The organism is Pseudomonas sp. DTU12.1, assembly GCF_009873475.1.
Classification (GTDB): domain Bacteria; phylum Pseudomonadota; class Gammaproteobacteria; order Pseudomonadales; family Pseudomonadaceae; genus Aquipseudomonas; species Aquipseudomonas proteolytica.
The window spans coordinates 5,855,967-5,878,289 of sequence record NZ_CP045254.1 but is presented as its reverse complement, the minus strand read 5'-3'; the positions used below and the strand labels follow the sequence as shown (position 1 = coordinate 5,878,289).

21 protein-coding genes and 1 other RNA gene are annotated in these 22,323 nt (G+C 62.0%); 11 read left to right on the top strand and 11 right to left on the bottom strand.

What is annotated here, in order from left to right; translation table 11 throughout:
* Positions 1 to 116 precede the first annotated feature (116 nt).
* The gene (locus tag GDV60_RS26200; protein WP_070994021.1) at positions 117 to 593 is read right to left on the bottom strand and encodes a sn-glycerol-3-phosphate transporter; all 477 of its coding nucleotides are present in this window, start codon (positions 591 to 593) and stop codon (positions 117 to 119) included.
* 326 nt (positions 594 to 919) lie between these two features.
* Here GDV60_RS26200 and GDV60_RS26195 point away from each other — a divergent pair, with 326 nt between their 5' ends.
* Together GDV60_RS26195 and GDV60_RS26190 are read left to right on the top strand one after the other, a co-directional pair.
* The gene (locus GDV60_RS26195) at positions 920 to 3,307 is read left to right on the top strand and encodes a TonB-dependent siderophore receptor (RefSeq protein WP_133715261.1); all 2,388 of its coding nucleotides are present in this window, start codon (positions 920 to 922) and stop codon (positions 3,305 to 3,307) included.
* A 41-nt stretch (positions 3,308 to 3,348) separates the two neighbouring features.
* The gene (locus GDV60_RS26190; protein WP_029289548.1) at positions 3,349 to 4,014 is read left to right on the top strand and encodes a gamma-glutamylcyclotransferase; all 666 of its coding nucleotides are present in this window, start codon (positions 3,349 to 3,351) and stop codon (positions 4,012 to 4,014) included.
* On the opposite strand, the gene glpT is transcribed toward GDV60_RS26190, so the two are convergent.
* Entirely contained in the window at positions 3,998 to 5,335 is a 1,338-nt protein-coding gene (gene glpT / locus GDV60_RS26185) for a glycerol-3-phosphate transporter (protein WP_029289546.1), read from the bottom strand. The genes GDV60_RS26190 and glpT overlap by 17 nt on opposite strands.
* Positions 5,336 to 5,550: 215 nt before the next feature.
* Entirely contained in the window at positions 5,551 to 6,531 is a 981-nt protein-coding gene (locus GDV60_RS26180; protein ID WP_159909127.1) for an NADPH:quinone oxidoreductase family protein, read from the bottom strand.
* 149 nt (positions 6,532 to 6,680) lie between these two features.
* Between GDV60_RS26180 and GDV60_RS26175 the strand changes: the two genes are divergently transcribed.
* Positions 6,681 to 7,088, top strand: a complete 408-nt coding sequence (locus tag GDV60_RS26175) for a flagellar basal body-associated protein FliL (RefSeq protein ID WP_029289542.1) — start codon at positions 6,681 to 6,683, stop codon at positions 7,086 to 7,088.
* 93 nt (positions 7,089 to 7,181) lie between these two features.
* On the opposite strand, the gene GDV60_RS26170 is transcribed toward GDV60_RS26175, so the two are convergent.
* The 4 genes from GDV60_RS26170 to GDV60_RS26155 all read right to left on the bottom strand — a co-directional run bounded on the left by GDV60_RS26170 (position 7,182) and on the right by GDV60_RS26155 (position 12,567).
* Positions 7,182 to 8,300, bottom strand: coding sequence for an ABC transporter permease (locus GDV60_RS26170; RefSeq protein WP_070994018.1), 1,119 nt, complete (start codon positions 8,298 to 8,300; stop codon positions 7,182 to 7,184).
* The gene (gene rbbA / locus GDV60_RS26165; RefSeq protein WP_159909126.1) at positions 8,300 to 11,017 is read right to left on the bottom strand and encodes a ribosome-associated ATPase/putative transporter RbbA; all 2,718 of its coding nucleotides are present in this window, start codon (positions 11,015 to 11,017) and stop codon (positions 8,300 to 8,302) included. Before rbbA ends, GDV60_RS26170 begins: the two co-directional genes overlap by 1 nt.
* Complete coding sequence (locus GDV60_RS26160; protein WP_029289536.1) at positions 11,014 to 11,979, bottom strand: HlyD family secretion protein; 966 nt, start codon at positions 11,977 to 11,979, stop codon at positions 11,014 to 11,016. The genes rbbA and GDV60_RS26160 overlap by 4 nt, the downstream gene beginning before the upstream one ends.
* Before the next feature lie 138 nt (positions 11,980 to 12,117).
* The gene (locus GDV60_RS26155; protein WP_029289534.1) at positions 12,118 to 12,567 is read right to left on the bottom strand and encodes an EVE domain-containing protein; all 450 of its coding nucleotides are present in this window, start codon (positions 12,565 to 12,567) and stop codon (positions 12,118 to 12,120) included.
* Positions 12,568 to 12,762: 195 nt separating this feature from the next.
* On the opposite strand from GDV60_RS26155, the gene GDV60_RS26615 reads away from it, so the two are divergent.
* The gene (locus GDV60_RS26615; protein WP_092231272.1) at positions 12,763 to 12,912 is read left to right on the top strand and encodes a hypothetical protein; all 150 of its coding nucleotides are present in this window, start codon (positions 12,763 to 12,765) and stop codon (positions 12,910 to 12,912) included.
* A gap of 2 nt (positions 12,913 to 12,914) precedes the next feature.
* Here the strand turns inward: GDV60_RS26615 and GDV60_RS26150 are convergent, their stop codons facing one another.
* The 4 genes from GDV60_RS26150 to GDV60_RS26135 all read right to left on the bottom strand — a co-directional run bounded on the left by GDV60_RS26150 (position 12,915) and on the right by GDV60_RS26135 (position 14,339).
* Complete coding sequence (locus GDV60_RS26150) at positions 12,915 to 13,550, bottom strand: 5-formyltetrahydrofolate cyclo-ligase (RefSeq protein ID WP_159909124.1); 636 nt, start codon at positions 13,548 to 13,550, stop codon at positions 12,915 to 12,917.
* Between the two features lie 56 nt (positions 13,551 to 13,606).
* A non-coding RNA gene (ssrS, locus tag GDV60_RS26145) (6S RNA) lies at positions 13,607 to 13,785 on the bottom strand.
* A 30-nt stretch (positions 13,786 to 13,815) separates the two neighbouring features.
* Positions 13,816 to 14,133 carry a cell division protein ZapA gene (locus GDV60_RS26140; protein ID WP_029289530.1) on the bottom strand — a complete coding sequence of 106 codons (318 nt, stop codon included), beginning with the start codon at positions 14,131 to 14,133 and terminating at the stop codon, positions 13,816 to 13,818.
* Positions 14,130 to 14,339, bottom strand: coding sequence for a TIGR02449 family protein (locus GDV60_RS26135; protein ID WP_007982902.1), 210 nt, complete (start codon positions 14,337 to 14,339; stop codon positions 14,130 to 14,132). The genes GDV60_RS26140 and GDV60_RS26135 overlap by 4 nt, the downstream gene beginning before the upstream one ends.
* 137 nt (positions 14,340 to 14,476) lie before the next feature.
* Between GDV60_RS26135 and GDV60_RS26130 the strand changes: the two genes are divergently transcribed.
* From GDV60_RS26130 to GDV60_RS26100, 7 genes are all read left to right on the top strand, one after another.
* Positions 14,477 to 15,034, top strand: coding sequence for a YecA family protein (locus GDV60_RS26130; protein ID WP_092231264.1), 558 nt, complete (start codon positions 14,477 to 14,479; stop codon positions 15,032 to 15,034).
* Between the two features lie 20 nt (positions 15,035 to 15,054).
* Positions 15,055 to 16,377, top strand: coding sequence for a Xaa-Pro aminopeptidase (pepP, locus tag GDV60_RS26125; RefSeq protein WP_029289518.1), 1,323 nt, complete (start codon positions 15,055 to 15,057; stop codon positions 16,375 to 16,377).
* Positions 16,374 to 17,561 carry a 2-octaprenyl-6-methoxyphenyl hydroxylase gene (gene ubiH, locus GDV60_RS26120; RefSeq protein ID WP_029289515.1) on the top strand — a complete coding sequence of 396 codons (1,188 nt, stop codon included), beginning with the start codon at positions 16,374 to 16,376 and terminating at the stop codon, positions 17,559 to 17,561. Before pepP ends, ubiH begins: the two co-directional genes overlap by 4 nt.
* A complete protein-coding gene (locus GDV60_RS26115) occupies positions 17,554 to 18,039 on the top strand; it encodes a DUF4442 domain-containing protein (protein WP_029289513.1) in 486 nt (161 codons plus the stop codon). The genes ubiH and GDV60_RS26115 overlap by 8 nt, the downstream gene beginning before the upstream one ends.
* Before the next feature lie 9 nt (positions 18,040 to 18,048).
* Positions 18,049 to 19,266, top strand: a complete 1,218-nt coding sequence (locus GDV60_RS26110; RefSeq protein ID WP_169871364.1) for a 2-octaprenyl-3-methyl-6-methoxy-1,4-benzoquinol hydroxylase — start codon at positions 18,049 to 18,051, stop codon at positions 19,264 to 19,266.
* Positions 19,267 to 19,393: 127 nt separating this feature from the next.
* Complete coding sequence (locus tag GDV60_RS26105) at positions 19,394 to 20,398, top strand: extracellular solute-binding protein (protein WP_029289509.1); 1,005 nt, start codon at positions 19,394 to 19,396, stop codon at positions 20,396 to 20,398.
* Between the two features lie 194 nt (positions 20,399 to 20,592).
* Complete coding sequence (locus GDV60_RS26100) at positions 20,593 to 22,209, top strand: iron ABC transporter permease (RefSeq protein WP_070994014.1); 1,617 nt, start codon at positions 20,593 to 20,595, stop codon at positions 22,207 to 22,209.
* The last annotated feature ends 114 nt before the right edge of the window (positions 22,210 to 22,323 follow it).

The window sequence follows — 22,323 nt, the reverse complement described above, 5'->3', positions numbered from 1 at the left end:
GAAAGCGGTGAATCAGTCGCTGGATGTGTTGACTGACACACCGCATTCGCGGGCAAGCCCGCTCCCACATAGGCCCGGTTCCCACAGGGGATTGTGTCTATTCACGTCTGTCGGTGTCAGAACCGCACACCTGTGGTCACCATCGCCGCATTGAACCCCAGCAATACGAATTCCGCCGCTACCGGCCCATAGTGGGTTCCCACCGACGGAATGATCACCGGCGCCACGCCGTAGCGGTTCAGCGGAATCTTGTCGCGATACTTGCCGCGATAGCCCTGGATCGCCCCGCCAGTGAGCTTCAGATACACCGGATAGTCGCTCATGTCGTAGCGCTTGCCTGCGTATGCGTAGTACGAGCGCTGGCGAAACGAGTTGCGAAAGGTCGCACCGCCATACACCCACCCCGAAGCGTCATTACGCTCCAGGCCGATCAGGTCCTGGTTGTTGTTGTGCTCGGGATCCGGCGCAAAGTGCCGGGTGTAGACGCTGGTCTGGGCGTACCAGAAGCCTTTGTCGTCGTTGGCCGGCGCTTCGGCGGCCAGGGCGGTGGTGGCCTGTGCCAGGAGCAGCAGGCCGGAAAGTCGGTTTTTCATGGGGCGACCTCGATAGTCGGTGGATGCACGGCTAAGTGGGTCGTGACGCGGGCCTATTTTGAGGGCTCGCTCTGCCCAAAGGCTGAACGGGCGCTGAAAGTAGCGGGATTTTCTGGAGCAATCCTGATGAACGGGGCCTGTTGCTTATGCTTTCGCTTATTCTTAAAAGATATTTATTCGTCAAGATGAATATCATTAAGCTATATGTCATCGGGCTACCGACTATCTGCCACTAACCAGTAAATGACCGCCACCGTCCGCCACACGGATCGATCGTATGAACTCAGGGCATTGACGTTCTGACTTTTGATTCCAAGGGGAGCGGTATGGGGAGCTATAACAGGCACGCGCTGTACACGGCGATTTTGTCAGCCAATTTGCTGGCCACCGTGGGATTCAATCCAGTGATCGCCGCTGAAGCGGCGACGGCCGAAACGCCAAAACTCGACACCGTGATCGTCACGGGTACCCGCGCCCAAGAGCGCACGGCCAGCGCGTCACTATCACCTATTGATGTGATCTCCGGCGAAAGCCTGCGCAGCACCGGTTCCGATGAGCTGGGCGCGGTACTGGCGCGGCTGATTCCTTCTATCAACTTCCCCCGCCCTAGCCTGGTGGACGGCGCCGAACTGGTGCGCCCGGCGCAACTGCGCGGCCTGTCGCCGGATCAAGTGCTGGTGCTGGTCAATGGCAAGCGGCGCCACACCAGCGCTTTCGTCAACCTGGGTGGTGCGGTCGGCCGCGGTTCGGCCCCGGCGGATTTGAATGCTATCCCGTTGTCGGCGGTCGACCATATTGAAGTGCTGCGTGATGGCGCGTCGGCTCGCTACGGGTCCGATGCAATTGCCGGGGTGATCAACGTGATCCTCAAGCAGACCGACCACGGCGGCTCGGTTTCGAGCAAGTTCGGCCAATACAAGAAAGGCGACGGGATTCAGCGCAACATCAGCGGCAACACCGGCCTGGCCTTGGGCGAGAACGGGTTTATCAACCTTTCGGCCGAAGGTGCCGACAATGACTACACCAACCGCGCCGGCCACGATTACCGCCCGGCCAGCATCGGCTCCACCACGTACGGCCAGAGGGTGTTCCGCCAGGGCGAACCTTCGACCAACGAAGGCAAGCTGTGGCTGAACGCCGGCTATGCCTTTAACGAGGCTGCCGAGTTCTACACTTTTGGCGGCTACAGCAAGCGGCGTGGCGAGACGGCGGCGTTCTACCGGGCGAGCAATGCGTCCAACAACCTCCCGGCGCTCAACCCCAATGGCTACCTGCCGCTGATCCGTGGCAGCCTCGAAGACACCTCGCTGGTGGCCGGCCTGCGCGGGCAGTTGGCGTATGACTGGCACTACGACCTGTCGGCCAACTACGGCAAGAACCAGTACGAACTGCGCACCGAAACCATCAACACCTCCCTGGGCCTGGCGACGCCGCGCAAATTCGACAACGGCACCCTGAGCAACGAGCAGAAGCAGCTCAGCCTGGACCTGTCCCGTGAGTTTGACCTGGGCTGGCTGCCGTACCCGGTATCGGTGGCATTCGGCGGCGAATACCTGCACCAGGGCTATGAGATTGAAGCCGGTGAGCCGGCCTCCTACTACCAGACCGGCAGTTCAGGCCTCGGCGGTTTCCGCGATGCCGACGCCGGCAGCACCTCGCGCCACAACTGGGCGCAGTACCTGGACCTGGAAACCAACTTCACCGAGAAGCTCGGGGTTTCGGCGGCGGTGCGCCATGAGGACTACAGCGACTTCGGCTCCAACGTCAGCGGCTCGCTGTCGGCGCGCTATGACTTCACCCCGCAAGTGGCCCTGCGCGGCAGTATTTCCAATGGCTTTCGCGCACCGTCCCTGGCCCAGCAGAACTTTGCCTACACCTCGTCGCAGTTGATCGGCAACACCATCCAGGAAGCCGGCACCTTCCCGGCCAACAGTCAGGTGGCGCGTTTGCTCGGCGCCGAAGACCTCAAGGCCGAGAAGTCACGCAACTACAGCCTGGGCCTGGTGCTGGAGCCCGCAGATAACCTGACGGTGACGGCGGACGTCTACCGCATCGACATTCGCGACCGCATAAGCCTGTCGTCCAACCTTGCCCTTAATGCGGCGACACGCGCCTATCTGCAAGCCAATGGCGTCGGCAATATCGACTACACCACCGCCCGCTACTTCACCAATGCCACGGACACCAGCACCGACGGCGTCGACCTGGTGGCCAACTACCGCTACCAACTGGACAACGGCATCCGCTGGAACAGCACCGTGGGCTACAACTACAACCACACCAAGGTCACGGACGTGAAGGCCAACCCGGCCATTCTCGATAGCCTGGGCGCCAACCTGGTGCGGGTCGACCGGCGCGAGCGCATCGGTCTGCTGGGCGACACCACGCCCCAGCACAAGCTGAGCCTGGGCAACGATTTCACCTTCGGCAATTGGGCGCTGCACAGCAATCTGGTGCGCTATGGCGAATTCACCAGCTACCAGGCGGACAAGGTCAATGACCAGACCTTCAAGGCCGCCTGGGTGCTGGATTTGTCGGCTGACTACACATTACACAACTGGACCTTCACCGTGGGCGGCGACAACGTGACCGATAAGTACCCGGAAAAGCTCAATGCCTACGCCAGCAGTGGCGGCAACCTGGCCTATAGCACTTTTTCGCCTTACGGTTACAGCGGCGCGTTCTATTACGGTAAAGTCGCCTATAACTGGTAGTAGCTCTTCATTTCCCAGAAAGGAGACCTAAGCGATCCGCCATGACCGTTATTGAATCCGAACTTCTGCAATTGGCTTACCCTCCGCGGCTCGATCTGGGGCCGCAACTCACTCACGAACAATTGATGAGCTCGATGCAGGCCACCATGGGCCTGCACAAGGGTGGGCCGGTCTGGTTGTTTGCCTACGGCTCGCTGATCTGGCGTCCCGAGTGTTCGGCCACCCAGCGCCTGCGGGCACGGGTCCACGGTTATCACCGGGGCCTGTACCTGTGGTCCCACGAGCATCGGGGTACGCCGGAGTTGCCGGGGCTGGTGTTTGGCCTGGATCGCGGCGGCTCGTGCAGTGGCTTTGCCTATCGCCTGCCGGAGGAGCAGCTGGAGGCTTCGCTCTATGCCTTGTGGCAGCGGGAGATGCCTTACCCTTCGTATCGGCCACACTGGCTCAGTTGCCGGCTTGAAGACGGTAGTCAGGTGCAGGCGTTGGGTTTTGTGCTGGAGCGGCACTTGCCCAGCTACGCCGGCAACTTGCCCGACAGCGTGCTGAACCAGGTATTCGCCAGCGCTTGCGGGCGCTACGGCACTACTCGCGATTATGTCGAGCAGACCGTCAACGCCCTGCGTAGCCACGCCATGCCAGACAAGAATCTGGAGGCGCGGCTCAAGCGATGTGCCAAAGGCGTCGCGGCGATTAACGCGCCGAGCTGACGCTATTGGTGTGCCACAGCGTAGGAATCAGGAACGCGATAGCCAACAGGCACGCGCCGATCAGCAGCACAAAGCCGCCATCCCAGCCGAAGTGGTCCACGGTGTAGCCCATGGCCGCACTGGCCGCTACCGAACCGCCCAGGTAACCGAACAGGCCGGTAAAACCTGCGGCTGTACCGGCGGCTTTCTTCGGCGCCAGCTCCAGTGCCTGCAGGCCGATCAGCATCACCGGGCCGTAGATCAGGAAGCCAATGGAGAACAGCGCGATCATGTCGACCATCGGGTTGCCTGGCGGGTTGAGCCAGTAAACCAGGGTCGCCACGGTGACCAACGCCATGAACACAATGCCGGTCAGGCCTCGGTTGCCACGGAAGATCTTGTCTGACATCCAGCCGCACAGCAGCGTGCCCGGAATCCCTGCCCACTCATAGAAGAAGTACGCCCAGGACGACTTGTCGACCGTGAAGTGCTTGGCTTCCTTGAGGTAGGTCGGTGCCCAGTCCAGCACGCCGTAGCGCAGCAGGTACACGAACACGTTGGCGAAGGCGATGTACCAGAGCATTTTGTTGCGCAGCACGTACTTGACGAAGATTTCCTTGGCGCTGAATTCGTCTTCGTGGCTGTCGTCGTAACCTTCCGGGTAGTCGTTCTTGTACTTCTCGATAGGCGGCAGGCCCACCGACTGTGGGGTGTCGCGCATGGTGATGAAGGCAAACGCCGCTACCGCCAGGGCGACAGTGGCCGGTACATAGAACGCCGCGTGCCAGTCGTTGAACCAGGCCATGCCCAGCAGGAACAGCGGGCCGATCAGGCCGCCACCGACGTTATGCGCCACGTTCCACACCGACACCACGCCGCCGCGTTCTTTCTGCGACCACCAGTGCACCATGGTCCGTCCGCTCGGCGGCCAGCCCATGCCCTGGGCCCAGCCGTTGATGAACAGCAAAATGAACATCATGGTCACGCTGGAGGTGGCCCAAGGCGCGAAACCGAAAATGAACATCACCCCCGCCGACACCAGCAAGCCAAAAGGCAGGAAGTAGCGCGGGTTGGAGCGGTCGGACACCAGGCCCATGAGGAACTTGGACAGGCCATAGGCAATGGCGATCGCCGACATGGCCAGGCCCAGTTGACCACGGGTGTAACCCTCGTCGATCAAATACGGCATGGCCAGGGAGAAGTTCTTGCGCAGCAGGTAGTAACCCGCGTAGCCAAAGAAAATACCGGCGAAGATCTGCCAGCGCAGTCGTCGGTAGGTACTGTCGATCTTTTCTTCAGGCAGGGGTGCCTGATGAGGGGCAGGACGAAAGAAAGCAAACATTCAAGAGCTCCAAATTTCTTGTTTTGACTGCGGATGCGAATGTTACAGTTTCGTTACCGAAAATAGCATCGCCTCTTATCTGCAAACACAGGAAACTGGAGTAATTGCATGTTCTTTTACGAACATGTCGCTAATAGATAAATAGAAGGCGTGATCAGGCTCCTCAGAACACCGCAGGTCAAATGTGGGAGCTGGCTTGCCAGCTCCTCCACCAATCAGTGGCGGACCTGGACGACCACCTTGCCCACCGCCTTGCGCTGCCCCAGGTCATTGATCGCCTGGGCGGCGTTATCCAGCGGGTACACCTGCGAAACCAGTGGCTTCAGCTTCCCCTCGGCATACCAACTGAACAGTTGCTGGAAATTCGCCGCATTATCCTGGGGCTGGCGCTGGGCGAACGAGCCCCAGAACACCCCGACCACCGCCGCGCCCTTGAGCAGCGCCAGGTTTACTGGCAACTCAGGAATACGCCCGCTGGCAAAGCCCACCACCAACAGGCGCCCGTTCCAGGCGATGGCGCGGATGGCCTGGTCAAACAGGTCGCCACCTACCGGGTCGTAGATCACGTCGGCGCCGTTGCCATCGGTCAGGCGCTTGATTTCATCCTTGAGGTTGGTTTCGCTGTAGTTGATCAACTCATCGGCACCCGCCGCCTTGGCCACAGCCAGCTTGTCGGCGCTGCTGGCGGCAGCGATCACCCGGGCGCCCATGGCCTTGCCGATTTCCACAGCGGCCAGCCCCACGCCACCGGACGCACCCAGTACCAGCAGGGTCTCGCCGGCCGCCAGGTGGCCACGCTGCTTGAGCGCATGCATCGAGGTGCCGTAGGTCATGCTGAAGGCGGCGGCGGTGTTGAAGTCCATGCTCGGCGGGATCGGCAGTACGTTATAGCCCGGTACCGCGACCTGTTCGGCAAAGCTGCCCCAGCCGGTCAACGCCATGACCCGGTCACCGACCTTGATGTGGCTGACCTTTTCCCCGACTTCGCTGACCACGCCCGCCGCTTCGCCACCCGGCGAGAACGGGAAGGGCGGCTTGAACTGATACTTGCCCTCGATGATCAGCGTGTCCGGGAAATTCACCCCGGCGGCATGCACATCCAGCAGGATCTCGTTCTTCTTGATCGCGGGGCTGGCGACGTCTTCCAACACCAGGGTTTCGGCAGGGCCGAAGGCTTTGCACAGCACGGCTTTCATCGGACTATTCCTTTTGGCGTATTGGCCGATAAGTGTAGGTGGGTAAGGTCACGGGTCAACGAGCATGCCCCGGCCTGATAAGTCGCCATAAGCTTGTGCTCTGCCTTGCTAGCGTTATGCTACTGGCAACCGAATGTGAGGAATGAACTGTGAAAGCGTGGATCCTGTTGATGCTGGCCCTGACGTTGCCGATGGCGGCCCATGCCGAAGAAGCCAAGGAAGGCGAAGCGCCGAAGGTCAGCTATTACAGCCTGACGCCGCCTTTTGTGGGCAACTACGCCTTGGATGGCGGCCCGAAACTGAGGGTGTACAAGGCCGATGTGGCCCTGCGCGTGACCGGCCCGGAAGCGGCGGCGGCGATCAAGGCCAATGAACCGTTGATTCGCAACCAACTGGTGGCATTGTTTACCCAGCAGACTGTCGAGAGCATGGGCAGTGTCGAAGGCAAAGAGAAGTTGCGCCAGGAAGCGTTGAAGCAGACCCAACAAGTGATGAACGACGAAACCGGCAAGCCGGTGGTCGAGGACCTGTTGTTCAATAACTTGATCATCCAGTAAAGCCCGCGCTGAAAAGCCGGTGCCCACATTTGACGGTGCTCACCCTCAAAATGTGGGAGCTGGCTTGCCTGCGATGACGGCCTTGCGGGCCCCTCAAGACGCCAGGCTTTTCCTGAACCTGGCCAACGCCACCGCAAAAAACAACAACCCAATCGCCGCTAGCGCCAGCAAGTCCGGCCACACCACGCTTACTCCCGCATCGCGGAACAGAATCGCTGCACTCAAGCTCACAAAATGCGTCGACGGCGAGCCCTGCATCACCCATTGCAACCATTCGGGCATGCTGTCCAGCGGCGTACTGCCGCCTGACAGAAGCAGCATCGGAATGATCACCGGGATTGCCAGCAAACCGAACTGTGGCGTCGAGCGGGCGAGGGTGGCAAGGAAGATGCCCAGGGCGGTGCTGGCAAACAGGTACAGCGCCGTCACCAGCAGGAACAAGCTCAACGACCCGGCCAGCGGCACGCCGAGCATGCCCTTGACCACCACTTCCAGCGACAGCCAGGTGCACAGCACCACCACCAGCATGTTGCTCCAGATTTTCGCCAGCATGATCTCCAGCGCTGTCAGCGGCAGCACCAGCAGATGGTCGAGGGTGCCGTGTTCGCGCTCGCGCAGCAGCGCCGTGCCGGTCAGTACGATAGCGAGGATGGTGATGTTGTTGACGATCTGGATCACCGCCAGGAACCAGCCACCTTCCAGGTTGGTGTTGAACAATGCCCGGGTGGTGAGGGCCGCCGGCGCCCGCTGGCTGGCGTCAGGCTGGCCACTGTAGGTCAGCAGTTCGCGCTGGAAAATCCGCCCGATATAACCCGCACCCATAAAGGCCTGGCTCATCGCCGTGGCATCCACGTTGACCTGTACGCTTGGTTGGCGCCCGGCCAACAGGTCTGCCTGGAAATTGGCCGGCACGTTGATCACGAAGGTGTACTGGCCGCTGTCCATGACCTTGTCCAACTGGTCGTAGGCCAGTGGCACGGCGGGTTGGAATTCCGGTGGCTGCAGGGCTTCGGCCAACTGGCGCGACAATTGGCCGTGGTCCTCATCGACAAAGGCCACGCTGGCGTTGTGCACGCCAATCACCGAGCCGGCCGCTGGCATATAGATGGCGACGGTGAAGGCGTAGAACAGAAACAACAGCAATACACTGTCGTGGCGCAGGCTGGTGAGTTCCTTGATTCCCAGGCGCAGGATATGGGCGAACTTGTGCATCAGGCCTCCTGCTTCTTAAGCATGACCAGGCTCAGCCCGGTGAACCCCAGGAAAAACCCGAACAGCGCCAGGCACTGCGGCCACAACTGGCGCAAGTCCAGGGCTTTGGTGAAGGTGCCGACGGCCACATCCAGGAAGTAACCGGCAGGAAACAGCATGCCCATCAGCGCGGCCGCCCCTTCCAGAGACGAGCGCGGCACGATCAGCCCGGAGAATTGGATGGTCGGCAGGCTGGTGATGATCATGGTGCCGAGGATCGCGGCGATCTGGGTGCGGGTGAACGCGGAAATCAGGAGGCCCATGCTGGTGGTCGCCAGCACGTACAGCAGCCCGCCAAAGGCCAGGGTCAGAGCGCTGCCCTTGAACGGCACGCCGAACAGCCAGCGATTCATTGCCACCAGCAAGGCCAGGTTGATCAGGCTGATGACCAGATACGGCGCCTGTTTGCCGAGGAGGAATTCCAGGCGGGTCAGCGGCGTGGCGTAGAAGTTGGTAATCGAACCCAGCTCCTTCTCACGCACGATGCCCAGGGCAGTGAGCATTGCCGGGATAAAGGCCAGGATCAGGGCCATCACGCCGGGGCCGATGGCATTGACGCTGACCACGTCCTGGTTGTAGCGAAAGCGCGTTTCCAGTTTGGCCGCAGGCGGCTGGGCCCGTGGTGTGCTGTTGAGTTCGGCCAATTGCTGGAGGTTGGCCTGGTGCACGGCTTCTACATAATTGCGGCTGGTCTCGGCGCGAAACGGCATGCCGCCATCAAGCCAGGCGGCCACCGCCGGTTGGCGTCCGGCGTACAGGTCACGGCCAAACCCGGGTGGAATTTCCATGGCCAGTTTGATCTCCGAGCGCTGCAGGCGCCGGTGCAACTCGGTCGAATCGGTGATCGGCGGCTGTTCGGCGAAGTAGCGTGAACTGCGAAAGGCTTCCAGGTAGGCCCGGCTTTGGGGTGTCTGGTCCTGGTCATACACGGCGAAGGCAAGCTTCTCCACGTCCAGGGAAATGCCGTAGCCGAAGATCACCATCATGAAAATCGCCCCGAGCAGGGCAAAGGCCATGCGCACTTTGTCGCGCAGCAGTTCCTTGCCTTCACGGCTGGCCACCGCCAGCAGGCGCGCCAGGCTGAAGCCGCGCTTGCTGACGGGCGGCGTAGTCGGCGTGCTGACGGTCGCGCTGGGGGCGTCGGCTTGCGGGGCTTGCTGGGCTTGCTCTAGGCAGGTGACGAACGCGGCTTCCAGGGTCTCGCCGTGGAATTGTTGTTGCAGTGCGTGCGGCGTGTCGCAGGCCAGCACCTTGCCGGCGTGCATCAAGGAAATACGGTCGCAGCGCTGGGCTTCGTTCATAAAGTGGGTGGAGAGGAAAATCGTCACCCCTTGCTCGCGGGACAGCTCCACCAGCAGGCGCCAGAAATCGTCACGTGCGGCGGGATCCACACCGGACGTGGGTTCGTCGAGGATCAGCACTTCCGGGCGATGCAGTACCGCCACGGCCAGGGACAGGCGCTGGCGCAAACCCAGGGGCAACTCACCGGAGGGTTGTTCGGCAACGCTGCCCAGGTCAAAACGCTGGATCAATTCTTCGATACGCGGGCCGCTGTCGGCCTTGGGCAGGTCGAACAGTTGTGCGTGCAGCACCAGGTTCTGGCGCACGCTGAGCTCGCCGTACAACGAGAAGCTCTGGGACATGAAGCCCACGCGCTTGCGTGTCGCTAGGTCCTTGGCGTTCACCGGGTTGCCCAGCAGTGTGGCGCTGCCTTCGCTGGCCGGCATCAGCCCGGTGAGGACTTTCATGGTGGTGGTCTTGCCACAGCCGTTGGAGCCGAGAAAACCAAAGATCTCACCACGGCCGATGGCGAAGCTGACTTTGTTCACCGCCGTAAAGTCGCCAAAACGCAGGGTCAGGTCGTGGGCTTCGATGGCGATATCAGTGTTGTCGTTCGCCCGAGGTGGGATCACCAGCGGCTGGTTGTTGTGCGCGCTGTCGCCCTGGAAATGGGTAAAGGCTTCGTCCAGCTTGCCGCTGGGCGTGACAGCCGCCAGGTCGCGGCTCAGGCCATCGGCGATCAGCTTGCCGCGGTCGAGCATCAGGCAATGTTCGAACTGCTCGGCTTCCTCCATGTAGGCCGTGGCCACCAGCAGCGTCAGTTGTGGGCGTTCACTGCGTACGGTTTCCACCAGCTCCCAGAAGCGGCGGCGGGACAATGGGTCGACGCCGGTGGTGGGCTCATCAAGGATCAACAGATCCGGATCGTGGATCAGCGCGCAGCACAGCCCCAGTTTTTGCTTCATCCCGCCCGACAGTTTGCCCGCCGGGCGGTCGGCGAAGCGCGCCAGGTCAGTGGCCAGCAGCAGGTTGTGCATGCGCTGGTCGCAGTCGGCTTTGGACAGGCCAAACAGGGTGGCGAAAAAGCGGATGTTTTCGCTGATGGACAGCTCGGGGTACAGGTTGCCGCCCAGGCCCTGGGGCATAAAGGCGATCAACGGGTACAGGCTGTTGCGGTGGCGGCGGTCTTCGATGGAACCGCCCAGCACCTGCAAGTCTCCGGCCTGCAGCTTTTTAACCCCGGCGATCAACCCCAACAGGCTCGACTTGCCCGCGCCATCCGGGCCGATCAGCCCGCAGCGGGTGCCGGCCGGCAGGCTGAAGGCGATGTCGATCAGTGCCTGTTGCTTGCCGTAGCGGTGGTTGATACCCGTGGCGTGCAGCGCCAGGCCGTTCATTGCAGGTTGGCCGGCCAGTCCAGGTCGGCAGTGCGCACGTAGCCGGCGCCGGGCATGCCGGGCTTGGCCTGGGGCACGGCGCTGGGTTGAGTCAGGCGCAGCTTGACGCGAAACACCAGTTTCTGGCGCTCGTCGCGGGTTTCCACTTCTTTGGGGGTGAACTGGGATTTGGCCGCGACAAAGCTGATTTTTGCCGGCAACGGCTGATCCGGCAGGGCATCGAGCACGATCCGCGCTTCGCTGCCCACGGTCAGGCGACCGGTGACCGAGGCGGGCAGGTAGAGGTTCATGTACTGGTCATTCGGGTCGATCAACAACAACACCCGCCCGCCGGCCCCGAGCACTTCACCGGGTTCGGCCAGGCGCAACTGGATGATGCCGTCGATGGGCGCACGCAGGCTACTGTCGTCGATCTCGCTGGTCAGTTGCGCCACCTGGGCCTGGGCGGCACCAATGGCGGCCTTGACCGCATTCACCTGGGCCTGGGCCGCGACCACTGCCGCGTTGCCGGTGTTCTGGCGGGCCTGTTGCTGATCGATCAACTGCGCGCTGGCAAAACCGCGTCGGTACAGTTCCTGGGTGCGCTTGAGTTCCTGGCTGGCCAGCAGGTTTTCGCTTTGGCGCAGTTGCACGTTGGCTTCGGCGGCGGCGAAATTTTCCTTGGCGCGCAGCACTTCGGCTTCAGCCTGGGAACGCTGGGCTTCCAGGGTGCGGGTGTCGATACGCGCCAGCAGTTGGCCCTTGAGCACCTTGTCGCCTTCATCGACCCGCACCTCGGCCAGGCGGCCGGGGATTTTGGTGGCAATCTGCACTTCGGTGGATTCCAGCCGGCCGTTGCCCATGCTCAAGCCTTCTGGCAGGCGGTCGAGGGTGGACTTCCAGTAGCCGAAGCCGCCGGCGGCGACCAACAGCAATATCAGGAGAAAGGCGAAGAATTGCGAACTGCGATGTGACGTCGACATGGGTGCATCCTGCGGTGTTAGCGTCCTAGTTTGCCGGGATCGTAACCGATAGCCGTTGATACCGGTCAAATGAATCCCTGACCCGCTCTTTATGATGCGGTGTTGAGGTGTTGATGGGGGCTTCTTTGGCCAGGGGGGTTAGCGCAGGGCCATTACCGCCGCCCATTGCTCGGCTGTCACCGGCATCACGGACAGGCGACTGCCTTTTTGCACCAGGGGCATTTCGGCCAGGGCGGTCTGTTGCTTGAGGTAGCCCAGTCCGAGGACTTTGGGGAAGGTCTTGACGTGGGCAACGGTGATGGCGCTCCACGGATTTTTCTCGGGTGTGGCCTTGGCATCGAAGTAATGGCTGTCAGGTTCCAGCGCGGTCGGGTCGGGGTAAGCCGCTTCGATGATTTTCCCTACGCCGGCAATCCCCGGCTCCGGGCAACTGGAGTGGTAGAAGAAGAACTCATCGCCGACCGCCATGGCCCGCAGGAAGTTGCGCGCCTGGTAATTGCGCACGCCATCCCAGCGCGCCTCGCCGAGTTTTTCCAGGCCCTTGATGGACAGCTCATCGGGCTCGGATTTCATCAGCCAATAGGCCATGGTTTTGCTCCTTTGCAGGGGATTGGGCAGGTTGTCTGTCAATTTCATGACAAACCGACGGTCGGTTGACGCCAAGGTTTGCGTGTTGGTTCACGTTAACGCAGAATGCCGGGATTTTAAGCTTGACGCAGCTGGAACGGACTACTTTGGAACGTTGCTGTCATCGTGTGTGATATGCCTGAAGGGGGGCAATCGATGAAACGCAAACCGGATTTACTATGGATTTTGGTTATTTTGTTCGGTCTGGGCGTCGTGACCACCGGGTATGCGCAAAGCCTGTGGTCGAACAAGACCGAAGCGCCCGTTGAATTTGCACAGCAGCAGCAACAAACCTTCAAGCGTTGACGCTATTTCGGCGCCGTTGATTCCAGCGGCGTCCCCTCTGCGACATACCATCTTTTATCGGTAACGGTGCCATTCAACGGCACGTCCCAGCTTGCCTGCGCCAGTCGTTCGACCTTCTGGCACTCATGGGCCAGCCCCAGCAGCGTTGGCTTGCGCCACGACGAACGGCGCGCCAGGTACGCCAGGCTGCGATCGTAAAAACCGCCGCCCATGCCCAGTCGCCCGCCCGCATCATCGAACCCCACCAATGGCAGCAGCACCAGGTCCAGGGCCCAGACCTTGCGCTGGCGCCCGACATTGACCCGTGGCTCAAGAATGCCAAAGCGATTGGGCGCAAGCTTTTCCCTGGGGCCCACGCGTTGGAACACCATCTTGGTCCGTGGCCAGGCGCTGAGCACCGGCAGGTAGGTGGCCTTGCCCCGGCGCTGGGCAGCGCGCAGCAGCAGGCGCGGATCGATTTCGCCATCCGTCGGCAGGTACAGGGAAATATGTTTGGCCCGGCGAAACAGCGGGTGCTGTGCCAGTTGCCGATACAGGCCAATGGCGGCCCGGCGCTGCTCGCTCGGCGTCAGGGCGCGACGGGCATTGCGCAACATGCGTCGAAGTTGCGGACGGGAAAGCGGCGCAGGTTCGGTCATGGTGGTCGGCTCATACAACAATGCCAGTCCGGGGACTGGCATTGAGTTTGGGAATCAGGCTCCCCGACAGAACCGCTGTCGACTTAGCCCTTGAACCCGAAAGTTCAAGGTGGAAGATGCAGTAGGCTTTAAGGCTTTCCGTCTAGCGGACATGCACACCAGCCCAACGTGCAACTTCCAGGGTAGTGCGAATCGGCTCAGGGACATCGCCGACTGGCAAGCACGCCAGGGAGTGAGGCGAGTATACCCCAAATAGACGCGGCAATCAGCCCTTGGGTGGTTCCTGATCGGTAGAAAGTACCAGGTCGACACGCTCAAGCAGGTCACGCACTTGCTCGCGTGTCGAGCCGCTGGCCTGTACGTCCGGGCGTTCCTGCTTATGCAATAAATCGTGGGTAATGTTCAGTGCGGCCATCACGGCGATACGGTCGGCGCCAATGACTTTGCCGCTGCTGCGGATCTCGCGCATCTTGCCGTCCAGGTAGCGGGCAGCGCTCACCAGGTTGCTGCGTTCTTCCTGGGGGCAGATGATTGAATACTCTTTGTCGAGAATCTGCACGGTGACGCTATTGCTTGAACTCATGAGTCTTGCTCCAGGGCCTTCAGGCGCGAAATCATCGATTCGACCTTACGCCGGGCGATTTCGTTTTTTTCAATGAGGTGCGCGCGTTCCTCGCGCCAGGTCTTTTCCTGAGCTAATAGGAGTCCGTTTTGACTCTTTAGTTGCTCGACCCGGGTAATTAGCAATTCGAGTCTGGCCATCAGCGCTTGCAAGTCGGTGTCTTCCATTGGGTTCCACTGGATTTGTCTGATGAATGGCAACTGCAGGATAAACGATCTGACGCCCTTGATAGTCGGGTGCGTCTGCCGGTGCTAGGATACAGCGCTTCATTCTAGACATCGCGCCGCCTGGCGCCTAGCTCATCATGCCTATTCAGAATTCCCCGTACGACGCTTTTTCCAAACTGCTGAGCACCAGCGGCCACCCTTGCTCGCCCGCCGAACTGCATGGCGTGCTGTTGGGCCGCAGCTGCACCGGCGTCGGTTTTGACGCCGATAACTGGCTGGCCGACGTGGCCGAACTGCTGGAAACCGAGCCTACCGAAAACGTGCGCAATGCGTTGATCGGTTTGCAAGAAATGGTTAAAGGCGAACTGACCGGTGATGACGTCACCGTAGTCCTGCTGCTGCCAACCGACGATGCGCCGCTCACCGAGCGTGCTGCTGCTCTGGGCCAATGGTGCCAGGGTTTCCTCCATGGCTTTGGCGTGAACGCCGGCGGCCTGGAACTGAGCACCGACGCCAAGGAAGTGTTGCAAGACCTGGCCGCCATCTCCCAGGTGCAAGATGCCCTGGAAGAGTCCGAAGACGGCGAAGGCGCCTATATGGAAGTCATGGAATACCTGCGCGTCGCGCCGCTGCTGCTGTTCACCGAGACCAAAAAGTCTGCTGAGCCCGCAGCGCCCAAGCCGTCGCTGCACTAAGAGAGGGAACCCACCTGCCCATGATCCATATCCCCAAAGCGGAATACACCCGCCGCCGCAAGGCGCTCATGGCGCAGATGGAACCCAACAGCATCGCGATCCTGCCCGCCGCCGCCGTGGCGATCCGCAATCGTGATGTCGAGCACGTGTACCGCCAGGACAGCGACTTCCAGTACCTGAGCGGCTTCCCCGAGCCCGAAGCGGTGATTGTGCTGATGCCTGGGCGCATTCACGGCGAATACGTGCTGTTCTGCCGCGAACGCAATGCCGAGCGCGAATTATGGGACGGCCTGCGCGCCGGCACCGAAGGCGCGATTCGCGAATACGGTGCCGACGATGCCTTCCCGATCACCGATATCGACGACATCCTGCCCGGCCTCATCGAAGGCCGGGACCGGGTGTACTCGGCCATGGGCAGCAATGCCGAATTCGACCGGCACCTGATGGAATGGATCAACGTGATCCGCTCCAAGGCGCACCTCGGTGCGCAGCCGCCGAACGAATTCGTTGCCCTGGATCATCTGCTGCACGACATGCGCCTGTATAAATCCGCCGCAGAAGTGAAGGTGATGCGCGAAGCCGCGCGGATTTCCTGCGCCGCTCACATCCGGGCGATGCAGGCCAGCCGTGCAGGGTTGCATGAGTTCAGCCTGGAAGCCGAGCTGGACTACGAGTTCCGCCGGGGCGGGGCGAAGATGCCGGCCTATGGCTCCATCGTCGCGTCGGGGCGCAACAGTTGCATCCTGCACTACCAGCAGAATGACGCGCTGCTCAAGGACGGCGACCTGGTATTGATCGACGCCGGTTGTGAAATCGACTGCTATGCCAGCGATATCACCCGCACCTGGCCGGTCAATGGCAAGTTTTCCGCCGAGCAGAAGGCGATCTACGACATTGTGCTGGCCTCCCAGGAAGCCGCCTTTGCGCAGATCGCGCCGAACAAGCATTGGAACCAGGCCCACGAGGCGACGGTGCAAGTCATCACCGCCGGGCTGGTGAAGTTGGGTTTGTTGCAGGGTGATGTGGATGAGCTGATCGCCAGCGAAGCCTACAAGGCGTTCTATATGCACCGCGCCGGGCATTGGCTGGGCATGGATGTGCACGATGTCGGCGAGTACAAGGTCGGCGGCGAATGGCGGGTGCTGGAAGTGGGCATGGCCCTGACCGTGGAGCCGGGCATCTACATTGCCCCGGACAACCAGAACGTGGCAAAGAAATGGCGTGGCATAGGCGTGCGCATCGAGGATGACGTGGTGGTGACCAAGCAAGGCTGTGAAATTCTGACCGGTGGCGTGCCCAAGGGCGTGGCCGAGATCGAAGCACTGATGGCAGCAGCCCGATGAGCCGGGTCAACCTGGCCATTATCGGCGGCGGCCTGGTGGGCGCCAGCCTGGCGCTGGCGTTGCAGGCCGGGGCCAAGGCCCGGGGCTGGAAGATCGTGCTGATCGAACCCTTTGCTCCCGGCGACAGCTATCAGCCGAGCTACGACGCCCGCTCTTCGGCGCTGTCCTTTGGTGCGCGGCAGATCTACCAACGCCTGGGCGTATGGCAGGACATTTCCCGGCGTGCCGAGCCGATCAAGCAAATCCATGTTTCCGATCGTGGCCGCTTCTCTACCGCACGCTTGTCGGCGCTGGAAGAAGGCGTGCCGGCCCTGGGCTATGTGGTGGAAAACGCCTGGCTCGGGCAGTGCCTGTGGCAAGGCCTGGACAAAGACGTGATCAGTTGGCGCTGCCCGGCAGAAGTCAGCCGCATGGAGCCGCTGGCCGACGGCTACCGCCTGACCCTCAACGATGAAACCGTCATCGAATGCGACCTGGCGGTATTGGCCGATGGCGGCCGCTCCGGGCTGCGCGAGCAGTTGGGCATTGGCGTCAAGCAACGGCCTTACAACCAGAGCGCCCTGATCGCCAACATCACCCCCAGCGAAGCCCACAACGGCGAGGCGTTCGAGCGTTTCACCGACGAAGGCCCGATGGCCTTGCTGCCACTGGCGGACAACCGTTGCGCGCTGGTCTGGACCCGCGTCGGCATGGATGCCCAGCGCTTGGCGCAGTTGGATGAGCGCAGCTTCCTCAGTGAATTGCAGGGTGTGTTCGGCTACCGCCTGGGCACCTTGAAACAGGTCGGCGCGCGTCACTTGTATCCGCTGACGCTGGTGGAGGCCGAGGAGCAGGTGCGCTCGCACCTGGTGATCCTCGGCAACGCGGCCCACAGCCTGCACCCGATTGCCGGCCAGGGCTTCAACCTGTCCCTGCGTGATGCCTATGCGTTGGCCGAGGCCTTGCTGGCCGGGCCGGCGGTGCCGGGCGACCTGGCGACCTTGCAGGCTTACCGCGAACGCCAGCGCCTGGATCAGCAGATGACCGTGGGCTTCTCTGATCAGGTCACCCGCCTGTTCGGCAGCGGCCAGCCGCTGGTCGCCATGGGCCGTAACCTCGGCCTGCTGGGCCTGGACCTGTTGCCGCCGGCCAAGCGCTGGTTCGCCCGGCAGGCCATGGGCCTGGGTACGCGTCCTGATGCGTAAGTGGCTGATCGAGCGCCTGGGCAAGGCGCGGTTACTGCGTTGGGTCATGACCTTGTACCCGCCGTATCTGGGCGCAGGGATCAGCGTGCAGCATATGAGCGCGGACTTTCGTCATGTGAAGGTGCGGATGGGGCTGGGCTGGTACAACCGCAACTATGTCGGTACGCAGTTTGGCGGCAGCCTGTATTCGATGGTCGACCCGTTCTACATGCTGATGCTGATGGAGAACCTGGGGCGCGACTACATCGTCTGGGACAAAGCGGCGAGCATCGATTTCATCTCGCCGGGCAAAGGCCCGGTATTTGCCGAGTTCTCCATCGACCAGGCCTTGCTGGATGAGGTGCTGCGGCAGACCGAGGGCGGCGATAAATACTTGCCGCGCCTCCAAGTGCAGATTCACGACGGCTCCGGCACCCTGGTGGCGCGAGTCGACAAAACCCTTTACGTGCGGCGCAAGCCGCCAGCGAAGCAGGCATAAAGCATGGACATGCGCGCAGATGTGCTGATTGTCGGGGCCGGAATGGTCGGAAGCGCCTTGGCGCTGGCGTTGCAAGGCAGTGGCCTGCAAGTGCTGCTGCTCGACGGTAGCCCGTTGAGCGTCAAGCCATTTGATGCCGACGCTCCGTTTGAACCACGGGTGAGCGCCTTGTCGGCTGCCAGCCAGCGCATCCTCGAACGCCTGGGCGTGTGGGACGGCATCGCCAGCCGCCGCGCCAGTCCCTACGGCGAGATGCAGGTGTGGGATGGCAGCGGCACCGGGCAGATCCACTTTTCGGCGGCCAGTGTGCATGCCGAGGTGTTGGGGCATATCGTCGAAAACCGCGTGGTCCAGGACGCCTTGCTCGACCGCCTGCACGACTGCGACCTGGGCCTGCTGGCCAATGCGCGCCTGGAACAGATGCGCCGCTCCGGCGATGACTGGCTGCTGACCCTCGCTGATGGCCGCACCCTGCGCGCGCCGTTGGTGATTGCGGCCGACGGCGCCAATTCGGCGGTGCGCCGCCTGACGGGCACTGCCACCCGCGAATGGGATTACCTGCACAACGCCATTGTCACCAGCGTGCGCAGCAGCCAACCGCACCAGCGCACGGCCTGGCAGCGCTTTACCGACCATGGTCCGCTGGCATTCCTGCCGCTGGTGCGCGATGGCCAGGAAGATTGGTGTTCGATCGTCTGGTCGACCACACCGAGCGAGTCCGAACGCTTGATGGCCCTGGACGACGAAAGCTTCTGCCGCGAACTGGAGCGCGCCTTTGAAGGCCGCCTGGGCAGTGTGATCAGCGCCGATCCACGCCTGTGTGTACCGTTGCGCCAGCGCCACGCCAAGCGTTACGTCGCCGAAGGCCTGGCCCTGATTGGCGATGCCGCCCATGTCATCCACCCGTTGGCGGGGCAGGGCGTGAACCTGGGATTCCTCGACGCGGCGGTGTTGGCCGAGGTGCTGCTGCAGGCGTCCGAGCGCGGTGAGCGCTTGGCGGATGTGAAGGTGCTCAGTCGCTACGAGCGCCGGCGTATGCCCCACAACCTGGCGCTGATGGCGGCGATGGAGGGCTTTGAACGGTTGTTCCAGGCTGACCAACTGCCGTTGCGCTGGTTGCGCAATGCCGGGTTGAAGATGGTCGACCAGATGCCCGAGGCCAAGGCGGTATTTGTGCGCCAGGCATTGGGATTGACTGGGGATCTACCGGAACTGGCCAAAGCCTGAGGCCAGTTGCCGCACCCCGGAAGCCAATCACGCAACATCTCGTAACGCCTCCACCCAGTGTTCGGTTGAGATGCTAAATGTGAGTCCTTATCATTTGCGCTCACTTTTCCTACGAGAGACCGCACCTATGTTGGCACCCAAGCGCCTCCTGACTGCCCTGGCACTCACCCTTATCGCCAGCACCACCGTCCAGGCGGCTGACGAAGTGGTGGTCTACTCCTCTCGTATCGACGAGTTGATCAAGCCGGTGTTCGATGCCTACACCAAGAAAACCGGTGTACAGGTGAAGTTCATCACCGACAAGGAAGCGCCGCTGATGCAGCGCATCAAGGCCGAAGGCCAGAACGCCACCGCCGACCTGCTGTTGACCGTCGATGGCGGCAACCTCTGGCAAGCCGAGCAGATGGGCATTTTGCAGCCGTTCACCTCCAAGGTGATCGACGCCAACATCCCTGCGCAATATCGCGCTTCAAGCCATGCCTGGACCGGCTTGAGCCTGCGGGCGCGGACCATCGCCTACTCCACCGACCGTGTGAAACCGGGTGAGTTGACCACCTACGAAGCCCTGGCCGACAAGCAATGGGAAGGCCGCCTGTGCCTACGCACCGCGAAGAAGGTTTATAACCAGTCGCTGACCGCCACCCTGATCGAGACCCATGGCGCGGACAAGACCGAGGAGATCATCAAGGGCTGGGTCAACAACCTGTCCACCGACGTGTTCTCCGATGACATCGCCGTATTGCAGGCAATCAATGCCGGGCAGTGCGATGTGGGCATCGTCAATACCTACTACTACGGGCGCCTGCACAAGCAGGATCCGAAGCTGGCCGTGAAACTGTTCTGGCCTAACCAGGGCGACCGTGGCGTGCACGTCAACCTGTCGGGCATTGGCCTGACCAAATACGCCCCGCACCCGGACGCCGCCAAGGCCCTGGTGGAATGGATGACTACGCCTGAAGCGCAGAAGATCTTTGCCGACGTCAACCAGGAGTTCCCGGCCAACCCGGCGGTCGAGCCTTCGGCTGAAGTGGCGAGCTGGGGCAAGTTCAAGGCTGACACCTTGCCGGTGGAAGTCGCGGGCAAGCGCCAGGCCGAGGCGATTCGCCTGATGGATCGCGCAGGCTGGAACTGAGTACAATTTGTAAGGCTTCACAAATCTAATGTGGGAGCTGGCTTGTGTAGGAGCTGGCTTGCCTGCGATAGCATCACCCCGGTATCGCTGATACACCGAGGTGTCTGCATCGCAGGCAAGCCAGCTCCTACACAAGCCCGCTCCCACAGTGGTTTGTGTATGTCTCCAAATCATCCACTGCTTGGGAATTTCTTTTGGCCCACCCCGCCCAACGCCGCTGGTACCTGCCGGTCTTCACTGTCGCTGCCCTGGTGCTGCTGCCGCTGAGTGTCCTGCTGCTGTCCTGGCAAAGCATTGACACGCAAATCTGGTCGCACCTGTGGGACACCCAGATGCCGCGCCTGCTGGGCAACACCTTGACCCTGGTGTTGGGGGTCGGGGTTGGCGTAACGGTGTTGGGCGTGAGCCTGGCCTGGCTGACCAGCCTCTGTGAATTCCCCGGCCGGCGCTGGCTGGACTGGGCGTTGATGCTGCCGTTTGCCATCCCGGCGTATGTCCTGGCGTTTGTCTTCGTGGGCCTGCTGGATTTCTCCGGGCCGGTGCAGACCCTGCTGCGTGAGTGGTTCGGCACAGGCCTGCGCTTGCCGCGCGTGCGCTCCACCAGTGGCGTGATCATCGTGTTGGTGCTGGTGTTCTATCCCTACGTCTACCTGCTGGCGCGCACCGCCTTTCTGGCGCAGGGCAAAGGCTTGATGGAAGCGGCGCGGGTGCTGGGCCAATCACCCTGGCAGGCATTCTGGCGGGTGGCCCTGCCCATGGCGCGGCCGGCCATCGGCGCCGGCGTGGCCCTGGCGCTGATGGAAACCCTGGCGGATTTCGGCGCGGTGTCGGTGTTTAACTTCGACACCTTTACCACCGCCATCTACAAGACCTGGTACGGCTTTTTCAGCCTGTCCAGCGCCGCGCAACTGGCAAGCCTGTTGCTGTTGGTGGTGATGCTGGTGCTCTACGGCGAGCGCCGGGCCCGTGGCGCCAGCCGCCCGAGCAACGAGCGGCCACGGGGCAAGGCGCTGTATCACCTGCATGGGTTCAAAGCCGCCGCCGCGACTGGCTGGTGCGCCCTGGTGTTTGCCTGCGCGTTTGTCATTCCGATGATCCAACTGCTGGCCTGGTTCTGGCAGCGCGGGCGTTTCGACCTCGACGAGCGTTACACCGGGCTGATCGTACATACCCTTTACCTGGGCGGCATGGCCGCGCTGATCACCGTCAGCGTGGCGCTGCTGCTGGCGTTTGCCAATCGCCTGGCGCCGACCCGGGCCATCCGCTCCGGGGTGAGCCTGGGTAACCTGGGCTACGCCTTGCCGGGTTCGGTATTGGCGGTGTCGATCATGTTGGCGTTCAGCTATCTGGATCGCGAGTTAGTGATTCCGCTTTCCAGCTGGTTGGGAGGCGCGGGCAAGCCTTTGCTGCTGGGCAGCCTGTCGGCCCTGGTGATGGCTTATCTGGTGCGCTTCCTGGCCGTGGCCTATGGCCCGCTGGAAAACAGCCTGGCGCGCATCCGCCCATCCTTGCCGGAAGCAGCGCGTAGCCTGGGGGTCAGTGGGCCACGACTGTTTTGCAAAGTGTATCTGCCGCTCTTGCTACCAGGCACCTTGAGTGCAGCCTTGCTGGTATTTGTCGATGTGCTCAAGGAAATGCCCGCGACCCTGCTGATGCGCCCATTCGGCTGGGATACCCTGGCCGTGCGCATCTTCGAGATGACCAGCGAAGGCGAGTGGGCGCGTGCCTCCTTGCCTGCACTGACCCTGGTATTGGTCGGCCTGTTGCCGGTCATCGGCTTGATCCGACGTTCGGCGCGACGAATCGGTTAGGTGCCAGTCCTACGGCTTGAGGCTACAATGCGCGGCATTCGGTGCGGCCCGTCTTTCGGGCAGGGTGGCTGATTGTGGCTGCAGGCCTTGTATTTCAAGGTGTGTAGCCCGAAC